A 17,318-nucleotide genomic window follows, 5' to 3' on the forward strand; every position below is an offset into this window, starting at 1 on the left:
CACACACAGCTACGCAAAGAAATGACGAAGTGCTGAAAAGGGAAAGAGACCCATCATGAAAAATCTGTTACGTCCGTTGCTGGTGATCTTCGTGGTGCTGACCGCCATCACCGGACTCGCGTATCCCGCGGTGATGACCGCGTTCGGCCAGGCGGTGTTTCACCGGCAGGCCAACGGCAGCCTGATCGAGCGCGACGGCAAGGTGGTCGGCTCGCAGCTGATCGGCCAGCAGTTCGATGCGCCGGAGTACTTCTGGGGCCGGCTGTCGGCGACCAGCCCGATGCCGTACAACCCGCAGGCTTCGGGCGGCTCGAATCTCGGGCCGAACAATCCGGCGCTGCTCGACGAGATCAAGGGCCGGCTCGCCGCGCTGAAGGCGGCCGGCACCGATATGTCGCACCCGGTGCCGGTCGATCTGGTCACCTCGTCCGGCAGCGGTCTCGATCCGGAGATCAGCCCGGCCGCGGCCGCGTATCAGGTCGAACGTGTCGCCCATGCGCGCAAGCTCGCGCCGAACGATGTGCGGGCGCTGGTCGAGCGCTATACGACGGGCCGCCAGTTCGGCGTGCTCGGCGAGCCGCGCGTGAACGTGCTGAAGCTCAATCTCGCGCTGGATGAGATGACGCGCGGTTGACGAGGGAACATGCCGAACGCGCATCGTTCGCACTCCGATGCGCGTGATCGCCACGGCTCATCGCGGCACAGCGGCGCCCACGCGGCGCCGCGTCGCCATTTGCGGGCCGGCGCGGCCCGTGCCACCATGCAGGCGAGCGCCGCTCGCATCACAACGAGAATCAATCGACCCTCAGCATGAACCGCCCCGATCCAGACGAATTGCTCGACAAGCTGCAGCGCGACGAAGAAAAGCGCCAGCGCGGCCGGCTGAAGATTTTCTTCGGCGCGTCGGCCGGCGTCGGCAAGACCTATGCGATGTTGCAGGCCGCGCGCCGCCGCATCGAAGAAGGCGTCGACGTGCTGGTCGGCATTGCCGAAACGCATGGCCGCGGCGAGACCGCCGCGCTGCTCGCGGGGCTCGACGTGCTGCCGCTCGCGCAGATCGAGTATCGCGGCCGCCAGCTCGGCGAGTTCGATCTCGATGCCGCGCTCGCGCGCAAGCCGCAACTGATCCTCGTCGACGAACTCGCGCATTCGAACGTGCAGGGCGCGCGCCATCTGAAGCGCTGGCAGGACGTCTACGAACTGCTCGACGCGGGCATCGACGTCTATACGACGGTCAACGTGCAGCACCTCGAAAGCCTGAATGACGTGGTCGGCCAGATCACCGGGATCCGCGTGTGGGAGACCGTGCCCGACCGGGTGTTCGATCACGCTGACGAAGTCACGCTGGTCGATCTGCCCGCCGAAGAACTGCTCGACCGGATGCGCGACGGCAAGGTGTACATGCCGCAGCAGGCCGAGCGCGCGGTGCGCAACTTCTTTCGCAAGGGCAATCTGATCGCGCTGCGCGAACTGGCGTTGCGCCGCACCGCCGACCGCGTCGACGCGCAGATGCGCGAGTACCGCGCCGACCGCTCGATCCAGCGCGTGTGGCAGGCGCGCGAACGGCTGCTGGTGTGCGTCGGTCCCGGCCCGGAGGCGCCCGCGCTGGTGCGCGCGGCGGCGCGGCTCGCGGCGAGCCTGAAAGCCGACTGGCTCGCGGTGTACGTCGAAACACCGGCGTTGCAGCGGCTGCCCGATGCGCGCCGCGAGCGCACGCTGAACGCGCTGAAGCTCGCCGCCGAACTCGGCGCGGAGACCGCGACGCTGGCCGCCACCGATGCGCTCGACGCGTTGATCGGCTACGCGCAGGCGCGCAACGTGTCGAAGCTGGTCGCGGGCGCGTCGTCGCGCACCGGCGTGAGCCGCTGGCTGCGCCGGCCGTTCGGCGAGCGCATCGCCGAGAAGAGCGGCGATCTGGAGCTGACGCTGATCCGCGCGTCGTCCGAACGCGATGGCGGCGCGCAACAGCGTTTGCTGAGCACGACCGCGAACGCGTGGCGCGAGTCGTTGAGCGCCGCGCGCGAGCGCCGCTCGCCGCCGCGCGCGTATGCGCTCGCGCTGGCGATCGGCACCGCGATCACGCTGCTGTCGAGCAGGCTGATCGACCATATCGATCTGACCAACCTCGTGATGCTGTATCTGCTCGGCGTGATCTTCACCGCGGTGAAGCTCGGGCGCGGGCCGGGGGTGGTGCTGTCGTTCGCGAGCGTCGCCGCGTTCGATTTCTTTTTCGTGCCGCCGCGCATGTCGTTGTCGGTGTCCGATACGCAGTACTTACTGACGTTCTTCGGCATGTTGCTGACCTCGCTGGTGATCAGCCATCTGACGTCGAGCCTGCGCCGCGAGGCGAGCGTCGCGCGACGCCGCGAGCAGCGCACCGGCGCGATGTACGAGATGGCGCGCGAGCTGGCCGCGGCGTTGACCACCGAGCAGATCGTCGGGATCGGCAGCCGGCACGTGAGCGAGGTGTTCGGCGCGCGCGTCGCGATCCTGCTGCCGGACAGCGCCGATCAGATCAGACAGAAGATCGAGAATCCCGACGCGGCGATCACGCTCGAAGGCGAACAGCTCGATCTCGATGTCGGTCAGTGGGTCTACGACCAGCAGAAGCCGGCCGGCCACAGCACCGATACGTTGCCGGCGGCCGCCGCGCTGTATCTGCCGCTGAAGGCGCCGATGCGCACGCGCGGCGTGCTCGGCGTGGTGGTGCGCGACGAGCATGAACTCGCGGTGCCCGAGCAGCGCCGCATGCTCGATGCGTTCGCCGCGCAGATCGCGCTGGCGCTAGAGCGCGTGCATTACGTCGATATCGCCCGCGATGCGCTCGTCAATATGGAATCGGAGCGGCTGCGCAATTCGCTGCTGTCGGCGATCTCGCACGATTTGCGCACGCCGCTGACGACGATCGTCGGCTTTTCGTCGATGCTGGCGCAGACGCGGCAGAGCAATGAAGCAACCGAAGCACAGACTCAGGCCGCCGCCGAACGCAGCGACGAACTCGTCGAGGCGATCCACGAAGAAGCGCTGCGCATGACCGGCATCGTCACCAATCTGCTCGACATGGCGCGGCTGCAGGCCGGCCGCCTGCAACTGAACCAGCAATGGACGTTGCTGGAGGAAACCGTCGGCGCCGCGCTGCGTGCGTGCAAGCGCGTGCTGGCGGGTCATCCGGTGCGGGTCACGCTGCCGGCCGATCTGCCGCTGCTGCACCTCGACGCGGTGTTGATGGAGCGGCTGTTCTCGAACCTGTTGGAGAACGCCGCGAAATACACCGCGGCCGGCACGCCGCTCGCGATCGGCGCGCAGCAGATCGATGCCGACGGCGCGCCGTTCGTGCGCGTGACGATCGACGACCACGGCCCGGGCCTGCCCGCCGGCATGGAAGCGCGCGTGTTCGAGAAATTCACGCGCGGCGAGAAGGAGTCGGCGAAACCGGGCATCGGTCTCGGGCTCGCGATCTGCCGTGCGATCGTCGATGCGCACGGCGGTACAATCGGCGCGCTGAACCGGCCCGGCCCTGACGGTGGCGTCGAAGGCGCGCGCTTCTGGTTCACGCTGCCGGTCAATACACCGCCCGACGCGCCCGATGTGCTGGAAGACGAACACGAAGCCGAAAACCAGGACGAAGTCCAGAACGGAAGCGAAGACCCCGCCGCCGATCTCCACCCGCTGAGCCGACCCGCCCATGAGTGACCCGAGCATCACCGTCGTTCTGATCGAAGACGAAAAACAGATTCGCCGCTTCGTGCGCACCGCGCTCGAAGGCGAGGGGATCGCCGTGTACGACGCCGAAACCGGCAAGCAGGGGCTCGTCGAAGCGGCGACGCGCAAGCCCGATCTGGTGATCGTCGATCTCGGCCTGCCCGATACCGACGGCCTCGAAGTGATTCGCGAGTTGCGCGGCTGGAGCGAGCTGCCGGTGATCGTGCTGTCGGCGCGTACCCAGGAAAGCGAGAAAGTCGCCGCGCTCGATGCCGGCGCCGACGATTACCTGACCAAGCCCTTCGGCGTCTCAGAGCTGCTCGCGCGGATTCGCGCGCATCTGCGGCGGCGCAATCACGGCGGCACGAACGAGTCGCCGCAGGTGAGCTTCGGCGCGGTGACCGTCGATCTGGCCTTGCGCAAGGTCACCCGCGACGGCGCGCCGATCCATCTGACGCCGATCGAATACCGGCTGCTCGCGACGCTGGTGCGCCACGCCGGCCGCGTGCTCACGCACCGGCAGTTGCTGCGCGACGTGTGGGGGCCGTCGCATGTCGAGAGCAACCACTATCTGCGCATCTATATGGGGCATCTGCGCGGCAAGCTGGAGCGCGATCCGGCGCAGCCGGAGCATATCGTCACAGAGACGGGGGTCGGTTACCGGCTGGTCGGCGCGGCGTAGGTCTCGCCGTAAGTCCGGCCGTAAGTCCGGTCATAAGCCCCGCCGGCCGCCACAATCCCGCTCCGCTATAATCCCTCCCGACGTAAGGACGACCTTACGCTCGCATCGATCATCGGGGACGGCCCCATTCTTTATGGAGCTGTCCCGATGTCCTGGTTTCTTCTGCTGATCGCCGGTTTGCTCGAAGTCGCGTGGGCGGCCGGTCTCAAAACCTCCGAAAGTTTCACCCGTTTCTGGCCGTCGGTGTTCACCGTCGTGACCGCGCTCGGCAGCTTCGTGCTGCTCGCGATCGCGATGCGTCAGTTGCCGCTCGGCACCGCCTATGCGGTGTGGACCGGAATCGGCGCGGTCGGCGCGTTCGTGTTCGGCGTCGTGATGATGGGCGAGGCGCTGACGCTCGCGCGCGTGGCCAGCGCCGCGCTGATCGTGATCGGCTTGATCGGGCTGAAGCTGTCGTCCGGTCATTGACGCGACAGCCTTTGTCGCGTGCGCCACACCGCCGCTGGAAGGCTCTACGTTCTGCGAATTAACGTGGCTATAATGAGACAGAACCCGACCTGACCTTGTCCGCGGTGTGGTTGACGCGGCCGGCCGGCGCTTCCGGCGAGTTCGGCGAGAGATTTTTCCGTCCCCGCGTCGGTGTCCGGCACGCACAAAGCGCATGGAGGCGACCATGCTTGAATCCCTTTCGCTTGCTGCTGGCCTGTCCTGGGGCAGCGGTCTGCGCCTCTATCTGACGGTGCTGCTGGCTGGCGTGTTCGAACGTCTCGGCCTGATCCATCTTCCCAATACGCTGTCCGCGCTGTCCTCGCCGTGGGTGATCGGCGCGGCGGCCGTGCTGACGCTCGCCGAATTCTTCGCCGACAAGATCCCCGCGTTCGATTCGCTGTGGGACGCGATCCACACCTTCATCCGCATTCCGGCCGGCGCGGTGCTCGCGGCCGGCGCGCTCGGTCACGGCGATCCGGCATTGCTGACGGTCGCCGCGCTCGCCGGCGGCACGCTCGCAGGCACCGCGCATCTGGCCAAAGCCGGCACGCGCGCGCTGATCAATCTGTCGCCGGAGCCGGTGTCGAACGTGGTCACGTCGACCGCCGAGGATGGCCTCGTGTTCGGCGGCGTGCTGCTCGCGCTATTCGTGCCGCTCCTCTTTCTCGTGCTGATGGTAGGCTTTCTGCTGCTCGCGGCCTGGCTGTTGCCGCGGTTGTGGCGTGGCGTGCAGGGCGGTTTCCGCGGCATGGCCACGCACATGGTGTCGCGATTTGCGAGGAGCAGGCACGATTGAGCGAAGTAAAACGAGGTTCTACGGCGCGCGCTGACGCAGGGGCTGGACCGAAAACAGCGGCGGCGCGGCCGGTGCCGGCGCGCCGGCTGGGCGGCGCGGATCTGCTGCGCCAGGCGATCCGGATGAGCGCGCGCGACTGGCGCGCGGGCGAGCTGACGATGCTGCTGCTGGCGCTGGTGCTGGCCGTCGCGGCGTTGTCGAGTGTCGGCTTTCTGGCCGACCGGCTGCATCAGGGACTCGAGCGCGATGCGCGGCGCATGATTGCCGCCGACTTCATCGTGCGCGCCGATCATCCGGTCGATCCGCTGTTCGCGGCCGAAGCGCAGCGGCTCGGTTTGCATACCGCGACCACCGCGATCTTCCCGAGCATGATCAATTCGACCGGCGCGCAGCCGGTGTCGCGGCTCGCCGCCGTGAAGGCGGTGTCGCCCGGCTATCCGTTGCGCGGCGCGCTGCGTATCGCGTCAGGGACTGGCGCGCCCGAGCATCCGGCCAGCGCGATTCCGGCGCCCGGCACCGTGTGGGTCGATCAGCAACTGCTCGACGCGCTGAAGCTGAAGGTCGGCGACACGGTGAAAGTAGGCAGTCGCAACTTCACGATCGGCGCGCTGATCACGCGCGAACTCGATCGCGGCTTCTCGTTCGTCAACTTCTCGCCGCGCCTGATGTTGCGCGCCGACGACGTGCAATCGACCGGCCTGATCACCTACGGCAGCCGCGTCACCTATCGCCTGCTGGTCGCCGGTGCGGACGACGCGGTCGCGCGGTTCACGCAGTTCGCGCATCAGCACGTCGACGGCGGCAAGATGCGCGGCGTCGCGCTGGAGTCGTTGCAGGACGGCCAGCCGCAGGTGCGCCAGACGCTCGATCGCGCCGGCCACTTCCTGACGCTGGTGTCGCTGCTGACCGCGCTGCTCGCCGCGGTCGCGATCGCGATGGCCGCGCATCGCTACATGCGCCGGCACCTGGATAGCTGCGCGGCGATGCGCTGTCTCGGCGTGAGCCAGGCCGCGCTGCGCGCGCTGTTCACGCTCGAATTCGTCGGGCTGGGTTTGATCGGCGGGGCGCTGGGTGTCGCGCTCGGCTATCTCGGCCATCTCGCGCTGCTGACGTGGCTCGGCGGGCTGATCGACGTGGTGCTGCCGCAGCCGACGCTGTGGCCCGCGCTCGAAGGCATCGCGGCCGGCCTCGTGCTGCTGCTCGGTTTCGCGCTGCCGCCGCTGCTGCCGTTGACGCGCGTGCCGCCGGTGCGGGTGCTGCGCCGCGAATGGGGCGAGGCGGGGCGCACCGCGTGGGCCGCGTACGCGCTCGGCATCGTGCTGTTCGCCGGGCTGCTGATTCTCGCGGCGGGCGAGCTGAAGCTCGGCGGGATCGTCGCGGGCGGGTTCGCGGGCGGGCTGCTGGTGTTCGCGATCGTCGCGCGTCTTGCGCTGTGGGGCGCGGCGCGGCTCGTGCGCAGCGAGCGCGTGAATGCGGGGATCGGCTGGCGTTATGCGCTGGCATCGCTGGAGCGGCGCAGCAGCGCGAGCGCATTGCAGATCACCGCGCTCGGCATCGGCCTGATGTGTCTGCTGCTGATCGCGATGACCCGCAACGACCTCGTGCAGGGCTGGCGCAAATCGACGCCGCCCGATGCGCCGAACGAGTTCATCATCGATATTCAGCCCGATCAGCGCGACCCGGTCACTCACTATCTGGACGCGCATGGGATCGCCGACGTGGCGCTGTCGCCGATGGTGCGCGGGCGGCTCGTCGCGATCAACGGCAAGGCGGTGAACCCGGATTCGTTCAAGGGCGACGACGCGCGCCGGCTGGTCGACCGCGAGTTCAATCTGTCCTACACGACGCAGTTGCCCGACGACAACCGGATCGTCGCGGGCGACTGGTTCGGCGACACGACCAAGCCGCAGATCTCGATCGAACAGGGCCTCGCGAAGCTGATCAACGTGAAGCCCGGCGACGTGCTGCGCTTCGACGTGACCGGGCTGACGGTCGACGCGCCGGTCACCAGTGTGCGCAAGCTCGATTGGGGTTCGTTCAAGGTCAACTTCTTCGTGCTGATGCCGCCCGCCGCGTTGCAGGATTTCCCGGCCACCTTCATCACCAGCTTCCATCTGCCGGCGGACCGGCAGGCGACCATCGACGGCCTCGTCGGCACCTATCCGAACCTCACCGCGATCGATACGGGCCCGATCCTCGCGCAGGTGCAGCGGGTGTTGCAGCAGGTGATCGGCGCGGTGCAGTTCCTGTTCGCGTTCACGCTCGCGGCCGGCGTGCTGGTGCTGTACGCGGCGCTGGCCGGCACGCGCGACGAGCGTATGCGAGAATCCGCGCTGCTGCGCGCGCTCGGCGCGTCGCACCGGCAGGTGCGCGCGGTGCAGGTCGCCGAATTCGTCGCGGTCGGTGCGCTGGCCGGGCTGATGGCGGCGCTCGGCGCGCAGATCGTCGGGTCGGTGCTGGCCACGCGGGTGTTCGAGTTCTATCTGGACTTCGATCCGTGGCTGCTGCCGGCGGGGATTGCCGCGGGGATCGCATGCGCGGGCGTCGGCGGCTGGTTGAGTCTGCGGCACGTGTTGGCGCGGCCGGCTTTGCAGTCGCTGCGCGATGCGTGAGTGCTGCGTGGGTGTTGGCGTGTTCGCGCGTTCGGGCGGCGCGCCGTGAGTTTTTTATCTGGTTGATGAGCAGGGTATGAGCGATTTGAACGACGAAGCGTCGGTGGCGAAGCCGACCGCTTTCGAACTGGTGGGCGGCGAGGCGCGCGTGCGCGAACTGGTCGACCGGTTTTACGACCTGATGGATCTCGAGGCGGATTTCGCCGGGATTCGCGCGCTGCATCCGGACTCGCTCGAAGGCTCGCGCGACAAGCTGTTCTGGTTCCTGTGCGGCTGGCTCGGCGGCCCCGATCATTACATCAGCCGCTTCGGCCATCCGCGGCTGCGCGCGCGGCATATGCCGTTCGCGATCGCGTCGAGCGAGCGCGATCAGTGGCTGCGCTGCATGGCCTGGGCGATGGAAGACATCGGTCTGGCCGAGCCGCTGCGTGAACGGCTGCTCGGCTCGTTTTTCGAGACCGCGGACTGGATGCGCAATCGCAATGGCTGACGAAGCGGGGGCTGGCAAACCGGCTGCGGACGTAGGCGCTGCCGCGGCGGCGTCAGCTGCCGGTGCCGTGCCTGTCCCGGCATCCGCGTCCGGCTCCCAATCCGCTTGCGCATATAACTTCGCGGCCGACTACGCCGCACTCCCTGCGCGCGCCCGCGAAGTGCTGGACTGCTGGTTCGGCGCACCGGGCGCGCCGGAATACGGCACCGAACGCAAGCTCTGGTTCTCCCGCAACGACGCGGTCGACACGATGCTGCGCGAGCGCTTCGCAGACCTGATCGACGCGGCCAACGACGGCGCGCTCGATGCCTGGCAGGCGACGCCGCTCGGCGCGCTCGCGCTGGTGATCGTGCTCGACCAGTTTTCGCGCAACTGCCATCGCAATACCGCGCGCGCGTTCGCCGCCGATCGCAAGGCGCTCGAAGTCGCGCAACGGATGATCGCGAGCGGCGCCGACCGGCTGCTGCCGGGCCCGCATCAGCGCGCGTTCGTGTATCTGCCGTTCGAACACGACGAAACGCCGGCGAGCCAGCAGGAATCGCTGCGGCTCTTCAAGGCGCTGGACGCGGAGCCGGGTGCCGGGTCTTACTACCGCTATGCGGTGCGGCACGCGGAAATCATCGAGCGATTCGGGCGCTTTCCGCATCGCAATGGGCTGCTCGGGCGCATATCGAGCGACGAGGAAACGGCGTTTCTGCGCGAGCCGGGATCGTCGTTCTGAGATCGGCGCCACTCGCAAGCATTCCGTCCTCCTGATCAATCGTCGCCGCGCACGGTGCCCGCCGCCGGCGTGCGCACGAATACCCGCAACACTTCATCCGTATCGCCCGGACGCGTGCCGGACCAGAACAGACGCCACTCGCCGGGCGGCGCGGCGACGTTGTCGCGGTGACTTTCCTGAATCAGCCAGGTGCACGCGGTGGTGTGCGGGTCGCTGACCGGCTGATGCTCGATGTGGGTGAAGTAGTAGAGCATCGGCGCTTCGGATTCGCCCAGACCGACGCTGGCCATGCAGTCGCCGTCATTCCATTCGATATCCAGCTTCGCGCCGAGCTGCTGGAACACCGACCGGTAGCTCTTCGCGTAGTCGAGCCACGGCAGCAGCAACGTGCTGACGAGCCCCCACGCGAGCATTGCACCCGCGCACCAGCTGAGCGCGCCGCGCCATTTGCCCGCGTATTTGAACGACGGCAGCAGCCACAGCCAGCCGCACGTGAGCAGCAGCGCGCCGGCGATCGGCACCGGCTGGACCGGCAGCACCCAGTCGAGCGGCAGCCAGCGCCCGAGCCGATGCAGCGATGCATGCGTGCCGGCCGCGCTGGTCATGATCGACCAGACGAGCCACACTAGCGCGGCCGCGCTGCCGAACAGCACCCGGCTCGCGATGTCCCAACCGGCATGCAGCCGCGCGGGCAAACGCTCGACGCCCTGCATCGCGAGCAGCGCGAGCGGCGCGATGAACGGCAGGATGTACAGCTCGCGCACCGTCGCCGAACTCTGCAGCACCGCGAAGCCGATGCCGGCGAACAGCAGCGGCAACGCGACGCCCGGCTCGCGCCAGCGCCGCCACGCGCCGCCCGCGAGCGCGGCCAGTGCCAGCGGCACGACCGGGAAACCGATGCTCAGCACGGTGCGCAGCACGAACAGACGGCTTTCGTTTTCGGAGCCGAGTTTGGCCACGGAAAAACCGAAGAAACGGCCGACGTTGTTATCCCACAGCCAGACCTTGAAGAGCGCCTCGGAGCGCAGATAGAAGCAGACCGGCCAGATCAGCGCGAACGGCGCGCAGACCAGCGCGGCGACGCCGAGCGCTTTGGCGAAGCGGCGGCTGCGGCATGAGGGATAGAGCGCGAGCAGCGCGCAGGTGGTCGCGCCGAACATCGCCGCGCCGCTGAGTAACACGTGACGACGCTCGCGCGCGGACAGCGGTTGGGCCGGCGGCGTTGCCGCTATGGAGCAATAGTGGGCGGCGCGCGGATCGTCGCGCAGCTGCGCGAGCACCAGTTCGAACAGCCCGCAGAAGCCCAGCGCGGCGCCGGCCATCAGCGCGACGTCGGTCATCATGTCGTGCACGTGTTTGACGACGACCGGCGCGCCGCCGAACAGCGCGAGCGCGCCGATCACCCGCAGGTCGAACCAGCTCGCCGCGCCGAGCGCGCGGCGAGCGACCCGCGCGGTGTAATAGACCGTCAGGCCGGCGAACAGCGCGCTCGCCAGACGCGCGGCGTCGTGCAGCGGCAGGTAGCGGCCGAGCATCCACGCGAGGCCGGTGGCGACCCAGTCGTAGATCGGCGGTTTTTCGACGAACGGCTGGCCCGCATTGGTCGGCACCACGAGGTCGCCGGTGTCGAGCATGTGCTGGACGATGCCGAACGTGTAGGTCTCGTCCTGCTTCCACGGATCGTGGCCGAGGATGCCGGGCAGCAGCCAGGCGCACAGGATCGCCACGGCGACCAGCCACAGCAAAGCTTCGCTCGCCGCGAGCCGGCGCCAGCGTTGCAGGCCGCGCGCGTGACGGCCGCCCCGGGTGCTGCTGCCGGCGGTATTGGCTGAGTCGGCGGGGTGCGGTGCCGGCGTGCCGCCGCCGGCGGGGTTCGAGGTAGCCGATGTGACCGACGTGACCAGCGTCGGGGCCGCCGTGATCGCATGGTCCGCGTGCCAGCGCGCGGGCTGCTGTTCTTGCATGGAAGTCTCTATCGGCATGCGCGGCGGCATCGGCCGCGCAGTGGTGTTTTTTGTATGCGTGGCCGATGACCGCAGGCGCACCGGACGATTCTAGCGCCGGTTTATTACCGAAGATTACGGCTGGAGAGCAGGCGCGGCCGATTCCTGCGCGGCTGTGTTCGCTGCGTATCGGAGCGACGCAAATTCAGCGGAAAGCGGGGAGGGGAAGTGGAAAAGCGACGGAGGAAAACAACCGCGCGGCCGCTGTGGGCCGCGCCTGGGCCACACGGTGGTGGCGCCGTTCAGCGGCCGCCGGAGACGTCGATCAGCGCGCCGGTCACATACGAGGCCGCGTCGTCCAGCAGCCAGGCGATTGACTCGGCGACTTCGTCGGCGCTGCCGGGCCGGCCGAGCGGCGTGGTCGCGCCCAGTTGCGCGGCCCGCTCGGGCTTGCCGCCGCTCGCATGGATCTCGGTATCGATCAGGCCCGGGCGCACCGCGTTCACGCGCACGCCCTGCGGGCCGAGCTCCTTCGCGAGGCCGAGCGTCATCGTATCGATCGCGCCTTTCGAGCCCGCGTAATCGACGTATTCGTTCGGCGAGCCGAGGCGCGCCGCCGCCGACGACACATTGACGATCACGCCGCCCGCGCCGCCGCGCTGCGTCGACATGCGCCGCGCCGCTTCGCGCGCGCACAGGTAGGCGCCGAGCACATTGACGTCGAACATCCGCTTCAGGCGCGCGAAATCCATGTCGGCGAGCTGACTCGACGGCGCGACGATGCCGGCGTTGTTGACGAGCGCATCGACGCGGCCGAAGTGCTGTTGCAACGTATCGAACATCGCGATCACGTCGGCTTCGTTCGCGACGTCGCCGGCGATCGGCAGCGCGCGGCCGCCCGAGCGCTCGACTTCGGCGACGCTCTGCTGCGCGGCGGCCAGATCGCGCACGTAGTTCACACCGACGCACCAGCCGCGCTCGCCGAGCAGACGCGCGGTCGCGCGGCCGATGCCGCGGCTGCCGCCGGTGATCAAAACCGCTTTCGTCATTGCAACCTCATCGTTCGGAGTGGAATTCGCTCGATGCTCGCATTACCCGGCGCGGCGGTGGTTCAGATCGCGTCGCTCTGAACCACGGCCCACTTGTCGCTGACAGGCGGCTGGTAGCGTTGCAGCTTGCCGATCAGCGCAACGGGGTCGGCGTCGATCTGCAGCATGTCGAGATAGGTCTTGCGCATGAAGCCTTCGTCGATCGTGTGTTGCAGCAGACGGAACAGCGGCTCGTAGAAGTGGCCGGTATTCAGTAGTGCGACCGGCTTGCCGTGATAACCGAGCTGCGCCCACGTGAAGACCTCGAACAGTTCCTCGAGCGTGCCCGCGCCGCCCGGCATCGCGACGAACGCGTCCGACAGCTCGGCCATCATCTTCTTGCGGTGATGCATGTCGGGCACCACGTGCAGCTCGGTCAGCCCGTTATGGCCGACTTCCTTGTCGACCAGCAGTTCGGGAATCACGCCGATCGCGCGGCCGCCTTCCGCCATCACGGTATCGGCGATCACGCCCATCAGGCCCACCTTGCCGCCGCCGTAGATCAATGCGAGATCCGCTTCGACCAGCGCGCGGCCGAACGCGCGCGCCGCTTCCGCATAGACAGGTTTGGCTCCCATCGAGGAGCCGCAATACACACACACAGCCTTCATTGCTTAAACATCCTTCGATTCGTTGCGCGGCGCGGCGCCTTCCCGGGGCGGCAGGTAGTCGTAAAACTCACGCTTGGGCAGCTTGCCCGACACGAGGTCGTCGAAGATCTGCCGTGAGCGGCCGCGCAGATACGGCGCCATCAGCGACACGATCTGCACGCTCACCTGGTGCAGTTCCGCGCGGATCGCTTCCTGCTCGTTGTATTTGCGCGGGTTCATCACGAACTGGTACGACAGCCAGTAGGTGCCGATCACGCCGACGTTGGTCGCGATCACCTGCAGCTCCTGCGGCGTCGCGACCATTTCGCCGTCGGCGACCAGCTGCTCGCAGAACTGGCTCGCGAAGCGCACCTTGTGGCTGATGATCTGCTTGAAGTGCGTCTCGAGCGTGCGGTTGCGCGCGAGCAGATCGTTCAGGTCGCGGTACAGGAAGCGGTAGCGCCAGGTGAAGTCGACCATGTACTGCAGATACGACCACATTTCGTCGATCGTCGCGCGATGGTCGTCGGGGAAACGCAGACGCTTTTCGATCTCCTGCTCGAACTGGCTGAAGATGCTGTTGATGATGTCGTCTTTGTTGCGGAAGTGGTAGTACAGGTTGCCTGGACTGATTTCCATTTCCTCGGCGATGGTCGTCGTCGTGACGTTCGGCTCGCCGATTTCGTTGAACAGCTTCAACGAGAGTTCGAGAATCCGTTCGCGCGTGCGGCGGGGAGGTTTGGCTTCCATGTCGTCCGGCCCTGGTTATGCCGGGCTGGGCGCGTAGCGGCATGCCGCGGCTGCGTGGTCCACCCGGATACGGTTGGTATGTTGAGCGCTCACGAACCCGTCGCGGTGCGGCGGGCCCCTCGAAAGGGCAGCGTGCGCGGGCGGTATTGCAGGGGACCCGCGCAGTTCCGTGAGACTGTCGAACGATTATAAACCGAGCGTTCTAATACCCAACCGCCGATGCGGATTTTCATTTACCGGGACGGCGCGCGACGTGATCGATGTGCGTGGGTTGCGTGCGACGCGTAGCGGATCGATCCGCTACGACGTTCAGATTTACAACCACTCGCGCAGCCAGTGCACGACCAGCGGTCCGACGATCACCGCCCACGTCATCACGCACATGCCGAGCGCAACCATCACCGCCGCGCTGCCGAGATCCTTCGCGCGGCGCGACAGCTCGTGACGTTCGAGCGAGATCCGGTCGATCGCCGCTTCGACGCTCGAATTGAGCAGCTCGACGATCAGCACCAGCAACACCGAGCCGAGCAGCAGCACGCGCGACACCGGCTCGACCGGCACGATCAGCCCGCACGGAATCAGGATCGCGGCGAGCGTCAGTTCCTGACGAAACGCGCTTTCCTCGCGAATCGCCACGCGGAAACCGGCCAGCGAATTTTTCATCGCGTGCCACGCGCGCGTGAGGCCGCGGTTGCCTTTGTATGGATTGAACGGCAGCGGCGCGAGCGGGTCGTCGGGGCTGAGGGGTTCGTGGGGGACGTCGACGGTCGGGCCGGGCGCAGGGTGTTCTGCGCGGTCCTGATCCGAGGCGCGGGCGCTGCCGGCAGCGTGGCGCGCGGTGTGCGTGGTGTGCGTGGCGCTCAGGTCGTTCGGACTGCTCATGCTCATTCTGGTGCTGTTCGGGGGGCTGATGCCGTTGGCACCGATCGTACCACTCGCACCGCTGGCACCATTTGAACCGTTTGAACCGGTCGCATCCTTCGCGCCGTTCATGCGTTGCCCCGCCGCGGCCTGCCCGGGCAGGTCCGGTTCGCGGACGTCGTCGAACGGTTCGACGCTTGCGGTATCGGGAGCGGTATCGACCGTCTGCAACTCGCCGCTCGCCGCGCGTTGATTGCTGGATTGGCTGCTTCGCATGGGAGGCTTCGCGCGCGTCGCCACTCAGGCGGCGGCGCTCTCCTCGCTATAGCTCTCGCGGTGGCGCGGTTTCAGATGCGCGGCGAACTGCGCGGACGCCGCCGCCCACGAGAAGCGCTCGGCCCACGCGCGCGCCTCGCGCCGGTCGATCTTCAGCGCCGCGAGGCAGGCTTCGCGCAGGTCCTCGTGCATCGCGCCGGCGCCGCCGTTGCCGAGCACGTCGATCGGACCGGTGACCGGATAGGCGGCCACCGGCGTGCCGCACGCGAGCGCTTCGAGCAGCACCAGCCCGAACGTATCGGTGCGGCTCGGGAACACGAACACGTCGGCGGCCGCGTAGACCTTCGCGAGCTCATCCTGCGACAGCACGCCGAGATAGTTGACCTGCGGGTAGCGCGACTTCAGTTCGGCGAGCGCCGGACCTTCGCCGGCGACCCACTTCGAGCCGGGCAGATCGAGCTGCAGAAACGCCTCGACATTTTTCTCGACCGCGACGCGCCCCACGTACAGGAAGATCGGCCGCGCGGTGTTGAGCACCTTCGAGTCCATCGGCCGGAAGATCTCCAGGTCGACGCCGCGCGTCCACAGCACGACGTTGGTGAAGCCGAACTTCTCGAGATCCTGTTTGACGACCGGCGTCGGCGCCATCACCGCGAGCGACGGCTTGTGGAACCAGTGCAGGAACCGGTAGGTGGCCGCGAGCGGAATCCGGAAGCGCGCCTGCACGTACTCGGGAAAGCGCGTGTGATAGGCGGTCGTAAACGGCAGCTTGTGCTGCAACGCGTATGCGCGCGCGGCCATGCCGAGCGGGCCTTCGGTCGCGATATGCAGCGCGTCGGGCGCGAACTGGCTGATGCGTTCGCGCAGCTTGCGGCGCGGCAGCAGCGACAGACGGATCTCCGGATAGGTCGGGCAGGGCACCGTTCTGAATTCGAGCGGCGTCAGCAGATCGACCTGATGGCCGAGCGCGAGCAGTTCGCGCCGGGTGTTCTTCAGCGTACGCACGACGCCGTTGACCTGCGGCTCCCATGCGTCGGTGACGATCATGATCTTCATCGCTTTGTTCATCGCTGCGGGCCCTGTGGAAGTGGAGGGGAAGCGGTGGGGGAGATGGGCTCAGGCGGTGGCGCGGACTTTGTGCGTGCTTTCCTGCGGCGCGCGCAGCGCGGTCCAGTAGATCACCTTGAGTTCGCCGTCGTAGGTCTCGACGAGGGCCGACAGACTTTCGACCCAGTCGCCGTCGTTGCAATAGAGCACGCCGTCGATCTCGCGCATTTCGGCTTTGTGGATGTGTCCGCAGACGACGCCGTCGCAGCCGCGCCGGCGCGCTTCGTCGGTCATCACGCGCTCGAACGACGAGATGAAATTGACCGCGTTCTTCACCTGGTGCTTCAGGTACTGCGACAGCGACCAGTACGGAAAGCCGAGCTTGCTGCGGATCCGGTTGAACCAGCGGTTCAGCACGAGGATCATCGTGTAGAGGGTGTCGCCGAGATAGGCGAGCCATTTCGCGTGCTGGATCACGCCGTCGAACAGATCGCCGTGCACGATCCACAGACGCTTGCCGGCGAGCGTGGTGTGAAACGCTTCGCCGCGCACGTGGATGTCGCCGAACGCGAGGTCGCAGAACTGGCGGGCGGCTTCATCGTGATTGCCGGGCACGTAGATCACTTGCGTGCCTTTGCGCGCTTTGCGCAGCACTTTCTGCACGACGTCGTTGTGGGCTTGCGGCCAGTACCAGCCTTTTTTCAGCTGCCAGCCGTCGATGATGTCGCCGACGAGATACAGGTATTCCGATTCGTTGTGGCGCAGGAAATCGAGCAGATAGTTGGCCTGGCAGCCGCTCGAGCCGAGATGGATGTCGGAGAGCCAGATCGTGCGATAGCGGTGCGGGTCGGCGTGGCCGTCGTCGGAGTGGTCGGTGTCGCTGTCGAGCGGTGGGGTGATCGGCAGCGGCAAGCCGTGCTGGGCGGAACCGGGGGCGGGGCGGAACGCGACGGAGTCGACGCTCGGGCCGGTCTGACGGAACAGGGAAGTCGCGGACGATTTGGGGTCCATGGCTCACGCGGCGAGTAGCGATGTCCCGTATTGGGCAGGGCGCGGGTTACTGCGGCGTGACAGTCATGAGAAGTTCTTATTACTGGGTGGGGGTCGGTGCGGGCCTGTCAGGAATTTCGTGTTTAAGGCATAACATGCTCCCAAGGAGAGTTTATGCCTCGCAAACCGAAAGCCCAGCCGGTGCAACTGCCGGCGATTCCGGCCGAACTGCTTGAGCAGTTCGGCAACGGTCCGATGACGGCCGAAGCCATCAATGCTGC

Annotated in this window: 15 protein-coding genes; 8 read left to right on the plus strand and 7 right to left on the minus strand. The window is 67.4% G+C overall.

Annotated features, from left to right (window positions below; all coding sequences use genetic code 11):
- The first annotated feature begins 55 nt into the window (after positions 1-55).
- The 8 genes from kdpC to BTH42_RS05030 all read left to right on the plus strand — a co-directional run bounded on the left by kdpC (position 56) and on the right by BTH42_RS05030 (position 9,492).
- Positions 56-634: a potassium-transporting ATPase subunit KdpC gene (gene kdpC, locus BTH42_RS04995; RefSeq protein WP_075296402.1), complete on the plus strand. Its 579-nt coding sequence runs from the start codon at positions 56-58 to the stop codon at positions 632-634.
- 176 nt (positions 635-810) lie between these two features.
- Positions 811-3,693, plus strand: coding sequence for a DUF4118 domain-containing protein (locus BTH42_RS05000; RefSeq protein ID WP_075296404.1), 2,883 nt, complete (start codon positions 811-813; stop codon positions 3,691-3,693).
- Positions 3,686-4,384, plus strand: coding sequence for a two-component system response regulator KdpE (gene kdpE / locus BTH42_RS05005; RefSeq protein ID WP_075296406.1), 699 nt, complete (start codon positions 3,686-3,688; stop codon positions 4,382-4,384). Before BTH42_RS05000 ends, kdpE begins: the two co-directional genes overlap by 8 nt.
- Positions 4,385-4,531: 147 nt before the next feature.
- Complete coding sequence (sugE, locus tag BTH42_RS05010; RefSeq protein ID WP_075296408.1) at positions 4,532-4,852, plus strand: quaternary ammonium compound efflux SMR transporter SugE; 321 nt, start codon at positions 4,532-4,534, stop codon at positions 4,850-4,852.
- Positions 4,853-5,057: 205 nt separating this feature from the next.
- Positions 5,058-5,669, plus strand: coding sequence for a DUF4126 domain-containing protein (locus BTH42_RS05015; RefSeq protein WP_075296432.1), 612 nt, complete (start codon positions 5,058-5,060; stop codon positions 5,667-5,669).
- A 122-nt stretch (positions 5,670-5,791) separates the two neighbouring features.
- Positions 5,792-8,281, plus strand: coding sequence for an ABC transporter permease (locus BTH42_RS05020; RefSeq protein WP_075296434.1), 2,490 nt, complete (start codon positions 5,792-5,794; stop codon positions 8,279-8,281).
- Positions 8,282-8,357: 76 nt separating this feature from the next.
- Entirely contained in the window at positions 8,358-8,771 is a 414-nt protein-coding gene (locus BTH42_RS05025; RefSeq protein WP_075296410.1) for a group II truncated hemoglobin, read from the plus strand.
- Positions 8,772-8,931: 160 nt separating this feature from the next.
- Complete coding sequence (locus tag BTH42_RS05030) at positions 8,932-9,492, plus strand: DUF924 family protein (protein ID WP_372237239.1); 561 nt, start codon at positions 8,932-8,934, stop codon at positions 9,490-9,492.
- Positions 9,493-9,527: 35 nt separating this feature from the next.
- On the opposite strand, the gene BTH42_RS05035 is transcribed toward BTH42_RS05030, so the two are convergent.
- The 7 genes from BTH42_RS05035 to BTH42_RS05065 form a co-directional block, all read right to left on the minus strand.
- Positions 9,528-11,456, minus strand: a complete 1,929-nt coding sequence (locus tag BTH42_RS05035) for a glycosyltransferase family 39 protein (RefSeq protein WP_075296414.1) — start codon at positions 11,454-11,456, stop codon at positions 9,528-9,530.
- Between the two features lie 281 nt (positions 11,457-11,737).
- Complete coding sequence (locus BTH42_RS05040; RefSeq protein ID WP_075296416.1) at positions 11,738-12,484, minus strand: SDR family oxidoreductase; 747 nt, start codon at positions 12,482-12,484, stop codon at positions 11,738-11,740.
- 62 nt (positions 12,485-12,546) lie between these two features.
- On the minus strand, positions 12,547-13,134 hold the full coding sequence (locus tag BTH42_RS05045) for a TIGR00730 family Rossman fold protein (protein WP_075296418.1): 588 nt from the start codon (positions 13,132-13,134) through the stop codon (positions 12,547-12,549).
- Between the two features lie 3 nt (positions 13,135-13,137).
- Entirely contained in the window at positions 13,138-13,863 is a 726-nt protein-coding gene (locus BTH42_RS05050) for a TetR/AcrR family transcriptional regulator (protein WP_075296420.1), read from the minus strand.
- A gap of 315 nt (positions 13,864-14,178) precedes the next feature.
- Positions 14,179-15,000 (minus strand): diacylglycerol kinase, encoded by an 822-nt coding sequence (locus BTH42_RS05055; protein ID WP_075296422.1) that lies wholly within the window; start codon positions 14,998-15,000, stop codon positions 14,179-14,181.
- Positions 15,001-15,024: 24 nt separating this feature from the next.
- On the minus strand, positions 15,025-16,056 hold the full coding sequence (locus BTH42_RS05060) for a glycosyltransferase family 1 protein (protein ID WP_075296436.1): 1,032 nt from the start codon (positions 16,054-16,056) through the stop codon (positions 15,025-15,027).
- A gap of 60 nt (positions 16,057-16,116) precedes the next feature.
- On the minus strand, positions 16,117-17,058 hold the full coding sequence (locus BTH42_RS05065) for a UDP-2,3-diacylglucosamine diphosphatase (protein ID WP_075296424.1): 942 nt from the start codon (positions 17,056-17,058) through the stop codon (positions 16,117-16,119).
- Between the last annotated feature and the right edge of the window lie 260 nt (positions 17,059-17,318).

The organism is Burkholderia sp. SRS-W-2-2016 (assembly GCF_001931485.1).
Classification (GTDB): Bacteria; Pseudomonadota; Gammaproteobacteria; order Burkholderiales; family Burkholderiaceae; genus Paraburkholderia.

Excerpts from the sequence above, each read along its gene's own strand:
- sugE (WP_075296408.1), top strand. The coding sequence starts at position 4,532 with ATGTCCTGGTTTCTTCTGCTGATCGCCGGTTTGCTCGAAGTCGCGTGG.
- BTH42_RS05020 (WP_075296434.1), top strand. The coding sequence starts at position 5,792 with ATGAGCGCGCGCGACTGGCGCGCGGGCGAGCTGACGATGCTGCTGCTG.
- BTH42_RS05000 (WP_075296404.1), top strand. The coding sequence starts at position 811 with ATGAACCGCCCCGATCCAGACGAATTGCTCGACAAGCTGCAGCGCGAC.
- BTH42_RS05055 (WP_075296422.1), bottom strand. The coding sequence starts at position 15,000 with ATGCGAAGCAGCCAATCCAGCAATCAACGCGCGGCGAGCGGCGAGTTG.
- BTH42_RS05065 (WP_075296424.1), bottom strand. The coding sequence starts at position 17,058 with ATGGACCCCAAATCGTCCGCGACTTCCCTGTTCCGTCAGACCGGCCCG.
- BTH42_RS05050 (WP_075296420.1), bottom strand. The coding sequence starts at position 13,863 with ATGGAAGCCAAACCTCCCCGCCGCACGCGCGAACGGATTCTCGAACTC.
- BTH42_RS05015 (WP_075296432.1), top strand. The coding sequence starts at position 5,058 with ATGCTTGAATCCCTTTCGCTTGCTGCTGGCCTGTCCTGGGGCAGCGGT.
- BTH42_RS05025 (WP_075296410.1), top strand. The coding sequence starts at position 8,358 with ATGAGCGATTTGAACGACGAAGCGTCGGTGGCGAAGCCGACCGCTTTC.
- kdpC (WP_075296402.1), top strand. The coding sequence starts at position 56 with ATGAAAAATCTGTTACGTCCGTTGCTGGTGATCTTCGTGGTGCTGACC.
- BTH42_RS05060 (WP_075296436.1), bottom strand. The coding sequence starts at position 16,056 with ATGAAGATCATGATCGTCACCGACGCATGGGAGCCGCAGGTCAACGGC.
- BTH42_RS05040 (WP_075296416.1), bottom strand. The coding sequence starts at position 12,484 with ATGACGAAAGCGGTTTTGATCACCGGCGGCAGCCGCGGCATCGGCCGC.
- kdpE (WP_075296406.1), top strand. The coding sequence starts at position 3,686 with ATGAGTGACCCGAGCATCACCGTCGTTCTGATCGAAGACGAAAAACAG.
- BTH42_RS05035 (WP_075296414.1), bottom strand. The coding sequence starts at position 11,456 with ATGCAAGAACAGCAGCCCGCGCGCTGGCACGCGGACCATGCGATCACG.
- BTH42_RS05045 (WP_075296418.1), bottom strand. The coding sequence starts at position 13,134 with ATGAAGGCTGTGTGTGTGTATTGCGGCTCCTCGATGGGAGCCAAACCT.